The following is a 7,537-nucleotide window of genomic DNA, read 5'->3' as shown; positions in this document are numbered from 1 at the left end:
CAGAAGGGCGGGGCCTTCGGCGACGGCCTGAAGAACGGCGCGGGCGATGCCAACGCTATCCGCTTCGAGGACAAGGCCGGGGCCGAGCAACTGTGGCTGCATGCGCAGAAGGACCAGCTCATCGAGGTCGAGAACGATGAAGACCACTGGGTGGGTCAGGACCGCCGCAAGACCATCGACCGGGACGAGACCAACGTCATCTACCGCGACCGGACGGAAACAGTGGACCGGAATGAGGACATCACGGTCCACAACAACCGCACCGAGCGGGTGGATCATGATGAGCGGATCAGCATCGGGGACAACCGCCGCGAGGACGTCGGTATCGACGAGACGGTGAGCATCGGCAAGAACCGGACAAAAACCATCGGTCGCAATGAGAAGGACAAGATCGGCAACAACTGGTCGATCAAGGTCGGCAAGTTCAAGACCGAAACCATCGGCATCGCCTCCATGCAGAACGTGGGCATCGGCCGCATGGAAAACGTGGGCGTGGTCTATAACCTCAATGTCGGGGCGATCATGGCCACCATCGTGGGCAAGAACCAAAGCACCATGGTGGGCAGCGACCAAGACATCAAGGTGGGCACCAATCAGACCACGGTGGTCGGCACCAAGTACAGCCTCAACGTAGGGGGTGGCGGCGGAGATGCCAGTGGGGGCGGTGGCGCGGGCCTGACCAAGAACGTGACCGCACCGTCCTCCTCGGGCGGTGGAGAAGGTGGCGGTGGTGGCGGCTCCAGCATCACCATGGATGCGGAGACGATTACGCTGAAAGTCGGTGCCAGTTCGATCACCCTCCAGGCCGACGGCACCATCACCGCCAACGGCAACAGCATCCGCCTCATCGGCTCCAGCGATGTGACCACCCTTTCCGGGGGCATCCATGAAAACTGATCCCCGCATGCTCCGAAATGCCTCATCCTTGGTCGCCTCGCCCACCGATTCCGCATGGTCCTTCCTGCCAGCGCAAGTCCTGCGAAAGGAGACAGATGGGACCGTGACCCTGCAGTACCGAGGGCAGGAACATCGTGCGGCACTGGCATCCCAGATGCCAGGGGTGATCGAAGGCCAATACGTACTCGCGGCCCTGCCTGCGGACCTTCCATCGGCGGTGCCAGGAGACGCGCCCTTGCCAGCGCTGATCGTCGCGGCCTGGCCCTGCCCTGGCGCGCCCGCCGCTGCGCCCTGGCAATTCGACCGGGCAACCGGGGCGCTGTCGCTGGAAGTGACCCAGCTCGAATTGAGCGCGGTCAGCAGCGTGCTGCTGCGCTGCGCCGATGCGCGCATGCAGTTCTCGCAGGATGGATCGGTCGAAATCCGGGGCCACCAGATCACATCGGCGGCGGTCGAAACCCATCGCGTCGAAGGCGGCTCCATCGAGTTGAACTGACCTTTCTGCGCCGCGCCGTGGCCGCCACTGCGTTCGCGGTGCGAGGCAGACCGTCATCGCGTGGCAGGACCGCTACCGCCCTTCCTTTACGGCCCATGATTTCTCGCATTCGACCTTCCACACCGCCGCCATTGCCCGGCATGCTGAACCGGCAGATGGGGATCGCCGTCCGAGCCTACGGCCGGCGCTCGGGCATGTTGCGCGGTGGGCATACGTTGCGCGCCTTGAAGGCCGTCGATCAGCGCCTGGACGCGCTCATCGCCGTCGGCCGCTACTACGGCGCCGCCTGCCTGGACGCGGCGGCGATTCTCGACGGCAAGGCCCAGCCCGAGGAAATCGCAGGTGCCGCGTTCGTGCGCGTTGCGCTGGCAGAGCAGCACCAAACCGATGTGGCGACGCGCCTGGACCTCATCGCCCGCCTGCATGCAGCGCAACCCGTCTGCGTTCGGGATGCCCTGTGGTTCTATGCCGCACCGGATACCTGCGGCCACCTTCTGGCGTCGGACGACGCCCAGCTGCTGGCCTGCGGCGTGGAACTGGCGGGACGGCTCGCATTGCCGGAGCACATTGCCGCAGTCCATGCGGCAGCGGTGCGCGGAGCGGACCCGGATGCGTGCCTGCTGGCCTGCGCGCGCATGGGGCAGGTGCCACCCCGGGCAGAAGAACAATGGAAGGCCGTGCTGCAGGGCCAGGACCTCGCCCGGCAGATCACCACGCTGCAGGCCCTGGGCGTGATGGGCGGGCACCGGCTGCAGCCTGAGCTGCGGCACTACATCGACCGCATCACCGCCGCAGACGGCCCCACCGAGCAATCGCACCCCATCGGCTGGGCCGCCGCGGCCGACGCCGCGCTCGCGCTGTGGGCCGCGCGCGAACCCGAAACGGCCCTGGGTGCCGTCCTGCAAGGGCTCCGGGTGCCCAACGACACGGCGCTGCGGGTCGCGGCCCTTGCGGGGCGCATCGAAGGGCTACTGCCGGTGCTCGATTTCATCGAACGGCAGGAGCGGCCCTTGGAGCCGGGCGAGCGCGACGTCCTGCGGCTGGTGTTCGGCCACGTGCCGGGCGAGCTGGTGAACTCCCAGGGCACCTCCGACGAGCGCCAACGCGCCTTGCGCGCCCTCGTCTGCAAAGTGTTCGCGGCCAACGGCTGCACGGGGCTGGAGCCGGACCAAATCACCCGATGGACAGATCCTGCACTCAAGGATCGACTCTGGGCGCTCGATGCCATCCGCATCCGCTCGGGCCAGCCGATCACGCAGACCCATCGCCTGACGCACGCCTTCGACGTCGGGCATGCGCTGCGCAGCTGGCTCTACGTGGAGCATGCCGCGGTCACCGACCGTCCGTTTACGCTGTCCCACGAAGACCTCGCCGCCCGGCAGATGGCCGCGGTGGAGACCGTGCAGTTGGTGGCCAGCCTGCAAGCCGATCCGCCATCGCCATGACGTGCCCGGTCCTCAACCACACGCCGTTTCGCACGCAGGTCTTTCCGCACCAGGACGCCGAGCGGCGCAACGCGGCTTTGCTGATCGTCAAGGGAACGTGGCAACTGGCTGAGGCGGCGGGCCTGCCGCCCCAACTTGCGGCAGCAAGGGACCAGGCCGCCATTTCGCGGGAGGGGGTGCGCCAGACGCTCGGCAGCCTGCCCCTGGAAGCGGCCCAGGCTGCTGCCATCGCAGCACGCCACCATGAACTCTGGACCTGCCTGGAGACCGAGTACGTGCCGCCCAAGCCCTGCTTCGATCTGATCGTGAACGGCTGGGCCGTTGCGCCGGACGGCTGCCCACGACCATGGATCGATGCCGCAGCGGACTACCTCGGCACCAGTGGATCGCGACGCCTGATCGAACTGCGCGCGTTCGCTCCACGCACCTGGCTGCCCGAACTTGGATTGATCGGCAGGCTGCGGGCCTCGAACGACGCCACCGCATTGCGCATCCCGCTCCTGCGCCCCTTTGCATTCGGCGGGCAGGAGAAAGACACGCAAACCGGCCAGGTGCATGCCTTCGAGCCCAACCCGGAGGGCATGGGCTGGTACCGCAGCGCCGCAGCCGCCAAAGGCGCACCGCTGCCGTGGATCGAACCGCTGGACCGAGCCATTACCGCCTGGGACGACACCCTCGACCCCATCGCCCTCGGCCATGTCCCGCCACACCACGTCCCGCGCCGCGACTTGCAGGGCACCTTCGGCGGCACCTGGCAAGCGACCCGCGCGCCCGAACTGCCCGAGGACTTCGACCCGCGCCACCACAACGCTGCGCCCGATGCCCTGCAGTTGCGCGAGGTGCCGCGACCGGGCCACACCCTGGCCCTGCATGGAATGTCGGAAGCGGGCCCGCTGTATTTCACGTGGCCGCAACTGACCCTGACCGTGCAGGCGGAGACCGCAGGCGGCACGCTGCTCCCGCCCCAGGAACTGCGTTGGGACACGCTGCTGGTGGACACCGCAACGCAGCGCGCCTCGCTGCTGTGGCGCGCCGTGATCGTGCCGCCCGCACTGGAGCGGATCGGCCTGGCGCACGTCGCGGCCCATGCCCGCGCCCCCCGCAACCCATCCCCCTTGCCCTGATCCATCGAGATGCCACCTCTTTCGACCGCAGCCGCCGCGCCTGGCGTTTGGCACATCGCACACGCTGGAGCCGTCACCTCGGCCGGCACCAGCGCCTGGCAGTCCGCCGCGTCCTGGGTGGGCCTGCAAAAACGGTTCCAGAAGGCAGCGCACCCCGGCGTCGGCCCGCATGCCATCACGACCGCACCGTGCCCGGAGATCACATCGGGCGCAGTGGGCATATCCCGCCTCGCCCGGCTGCTCGGTGCCGCCTTGGCCGACGTGGTGTCTTCGATGGCACAGCCGGGACACGATGCGGAGTGGGCCGCTCCCGCCCGTATGGCGCTGGCCCTGCCCGAGCGCATGAGCGACAGCGAAGGCACCGATCTTTGGCAGCAGGCCCTGGCCGAACTCGGGCGTTGGGCCGGCCCTGCGGCCAGCGCAACGCTCGGTGCCGTGCAGTGCCGCTTCGTTCGCGGCGGGCACACGGCAGGTTTTGCCGCACTGCAGGCCCTCGGCCCTTGCGATCCGGCATGCGGCACGGCGCTGCTGATGGCCGTGGACAGCCTGCTCGATACCGCGACCCTGCAAGCGGCCCATGCCCGCACTGCGTTGCTCACGGACCGCCATGCCGACGGCTGCATCGCCAGCGAAGCCGCCGCTGCCCTCTGGCTGCAGGCCGCTCCGGACACGCGGGACGCCACCGGCCGCGGGCTGGTGCTGCACCCGCCCGCGCTGGCAACGAATGCCACCGCGCATCGACTTCCCCAGCAGGCCCCGGAGCCCGAGGCGCTGCAACACGCCTTGCGCTCTGCCCTGGCCCATGCCCGCTGGCAAGCAGGCAACGTGGGCTACACCGTCTCGGATTTCGATGGGTCCACCTGGCGGGCGATGGCACAGATTCCCACCCGGGCCCGGATGGGGCCAGGATGGAACCCCATCGACTGGGAGCCCGCCGCCGTGATCGGCCAGGTCGGTGCCGCCACGGGCCCGGTGCATTGGGCCCTTGCCGCACAGCGCCTGCGCCACGATGCGCGACCGCCCAACTCCATCCTGTCGTGGGCGCTGGACGAGGGCACCGCAGCAGCGGCCGTGGCACTGGAACGCACCATCGGTACGGAGGCGCCCCCACACCGTCGTACCCCGGCGCACGGACATGACACGGGCGCGGTGGCAACGACCTATTCCGCGCGCTTTCTCCAGAACGAAAAAAACGGCTGACGGCCAAGGGAGGTAAACACCATGGGCACGCACATATTCAGCGGAGGCGAAGGCGCGATCACGCAGGTGGCCGACGGCTGGACGTTCGATCCTTGGACCTACGTCAAGCTCAAGCCCAGCGGCAAGCAGGGCACGGCCTGGCACCGCAACAACAGCAAGGCCATCCAGATCCCGCTGGGCACCATCCATGAACACGGCACCGACATGTCCAACCGCTACGGCGCCATGGACCAGGGCCAGCACGATCCCGCCAGCACCATCGTGGGCTGGTTCACCAATGTCCGTGACCGGGTGAACGAGCACGTCACCTACGTCAAGTCCGTGGTGCACGAAGGCGGCGAGATGGTGGTCAACGGCGTGATTACCCTCACCAATTCCATCCTGAGCCAGCTGGCGCCCGAGACCCAGCAATTGATTCACAACACCACCGACGTGCTGGGCGGCATGACCGCGGCTCACTTCACGGACGCCGCCAAGGAGGAGATCGAACAGGCCATGGAGTTGCTGCAGGACCCGTCCACCTACACCGGACTGGCCCTGTCGATGGCGGCGTCCGCGGCCCAGGGCATTCCCGTGATCGGGCAGGTGATGGGGGGCGCCGTGGTGGCTGACCGGGCGCTCGCGATGGGCGAGGCGGGCGTCGCCGCCGCGCAGGAACTCAAGGCCATGATGGACACCTGGAGTTCCCATATGACCGAGCCGCAGAAGGAGGCGGCGCGCAAGCAGTTTGCCCAATGGCTGCTGCACGGGGGCCTCGCGCTGCTGGCCGCCCTGGCGGGCAAGAAGTTCAAGACCAGCACCAAGAGCCAGGGCAAGAACGACACGCACGAGACCAAGGAACACAGCAACCGCCAGGATCCCAACGGCAAGGGCGGGTGCGAGTTGTGCGCCATCGGCGGGCCGGTCATCCTCTCCAGCGGCCAAAAACTCATGGACGAGACCGACTTCACCCTGCCCGGCCCCTCCCCCGAGTTGGCCCTGGTCTGGCGGCGGCGCTACCGCTCGGGTCTCGCCGAGGACGGCCCCTGGGGCCGCGGCTGGAGCCACCCGATGGCGCAGGAGCTGCGCCTGTCCGCCGACGGCATGGTGCTGCTGGACGAGGCGGGCCGCCATGTGCCGCTGCCCCACGTCGCCGTGGGCGGCGAGTGGTTCGATCCCTACGAGAAGTTCACCGTGCGCCACCCGGAGGACGGCCTGTGGGTCATCGCGCACAAGGGCGGACTGGAGCACCATTACCGCCAGCATGCCCCCGAGCAGTGGCGCCTGCCCCTGGCACGCTTGCAGGATGCGAACGGCAATGCGGTGGCGCTGCACTGGGTGGCGGGTGACGCCGATGCAGGCACGGGCGAGGTGCTGACCTGGAGCGCACGGCAGGCCCACGAGCAGGCCATGGCAAAGGGTGCGGCCAGTGGCGCTGCGAGCGCAGGGGCGTTCTCGTCTCCCTTCGCACGACCGCGCCTCGTCGGCCTGTCCGATTCGGCGGGACGGCAGTTGCGCCTGACCTGGACCCCGGCCACCGGGGCACCGTCCCCCGACGATCCCCTGCGCGGCGCGCGCCTGTCCACGGTGGAGTTGCGGGTGCCGGGCCACATCGGCAGCCAGTTGCTGGCGTCCTACGACTACGACGCGCAGGGCCAGTTGGTCGCCACGCAGCACGGCACCCAGCCCTACCGCCAGTACGCCTGGCGCTCGGGCGTGCTGGTGGGCTACCGCAAGGCCAGCGGCCACCGCTACTTCGCCCAGTACGACGCGGAAGGCCCGCACGGCCGCGTGCTGCGTTCATGGTGCGCCGATGCCCCCATCCCCGGCCAGGACGACGACCGCTTCACGTATCTGCCCCACGAGCGCATCACCCGCCACACCGACGGGCTGGGCCGCGTGACGGCGTACCACTGGGATGCGCGCTTCAACATCGTGGCCACCGTCACCGCCGAGGGCACGCCCGAGGAGTTGAGGGAGGCAACGCCGTTCGATGCCACCGGAACGGCCAAAGGCAGTATCGATCCGCTGGGCCGGCGCACCACGCTGCGCCATGACGCACGCGGCAACGTGGTGCAACTCGTCAATGCGCTGGGGCAGTCCACGGCGCTGGAATACGACGCGATGGACCGGGTGACCACGCTGCGCGATGCCATGGGCTTCGAGTGGCGGCGCACCTACGACGCGCAGGGCAATCTGGTGCGGATGACCGACCCGCTAGGGCAGACCACGGCCTACCAGTACGACGGCCTGGGCCGGCCGGTCGAGGTGACCGATGCCCAGGGCGGCACCAAGCAATTGCGCTGGGACGAGGCGGGCAATCTGGTGGCCTATACCGATTGCTCGGGCCGCACGACACGCTTCGGCTACGAGGGGCGGGGCCTGCCGGTGCTGCG

General features: G+C 68.8%; 6 protein-coding genes. All 6 read left to right on the top strand.

What is annotated here, in order from left to right:
• Nucleotides 1–897: bacteriophage T4 gp5 trimerisation domain-containing protein (locus tag AC27KI_RS15835; protein WP_487114680.1), on the top strand; the 897-nt coding region annotated here is incomplete at its 5' end.
• A gap of 103 nt (nucleotides 898–1,000) precedes the next feature.
• Nucleotides 1,001–1,393, top strand: a complete 393-nt coding sequence (locus tag AC27KI_RS15830) for a hypothetical protein (protein WP_487087764.1) — start codon at nucleotides 1,001–1,003, stop codon at nucleotides 1,391–1,393.
• 140 nt (nucleotides 1,394–1,533) lie between these two features.
• On the top strand, nucleotides 1,534–2,838 hold the full coding sequence (locus AC27KI_RS15825; protein ID WP_487087766.1) for a hypothetical protein: 1,305 nt from the start codon (nucleotides 1,534–1,536) through the stop codon (nucleotides 2,836–2,838).
• Complete coding sequence (locus tag AC27KI_RS15820; RefSeq protein ID WP_487087768.1) at nucleotides 2,835–3,962, top strand: DUF2169 family type VI secretion system accessory protein; 1,128 nt, start codon at nucleotides 2,835–2,837, stop codon at nucleotides 3,960–3,962. The genes AC27KI_RS15825 and AC27KI_RS15820 overlap by 4 nt, the downstream gene beginning before the upstream one ends.
• 9 nt (nucleotides 3,963–3,971) lie before the next feature.
• The gene (locus AC27KI_RS15815; RefSeq protein ID WP_487087770.1) at nucleotides 3,972–5,162 is read left to right on the top strand and encodes a hypothetical protein; all 1,191 of its coding nucleotides are present in this window, start codon (nucleotides 3,972–3,974) and stop codon (nucleotides 5,160–5,162) included.
• Nucleotides 5,163–5,183: 21 nt separating this feature from the next.
• Nucleotides 5,184–7,537: DUF6531 domain-containing protein (locus AC27KI_RS15810; RefSeq protein WP_487114678.1), on the top strand; the 2,354-nt coding region annotated here is incomplete at its 3' end.

Source organism: Acidovorax sp. KPB24-03, assembly GCF_057546605.1.
The sequence above is the reverse complement of the archived record's forward strand: the minus strand, read 5'-3'. Positions and strand labels throughout refer to the sequence as shown.

Excerpts from the sequence above, each read along its gene's own strand:
- AC27KI_RS15825 (WP_487087766.1), top strand. The coding sequence starts at position 1,534 with ATGCTGAACCGGCAGATGGGGATCGCCGTCCGAGCCTACGGCCGGCGC.
- AC27KI_RS15820 (WP_487087768.1), top strand. The coding sequence starts at position 2,835 with ATGACGTGCCCGGTCCTCAACCACACGCCGTTTCGCACGCAGGTCTTT.
- AC27KI_RS15815 (WP_487087770.1), top strand. The coding sequence starts at position 3,972 with ATGCCACCTCTTTCGACCGCAGCCGCCGCGCCTGGCGTTTGGCACATC.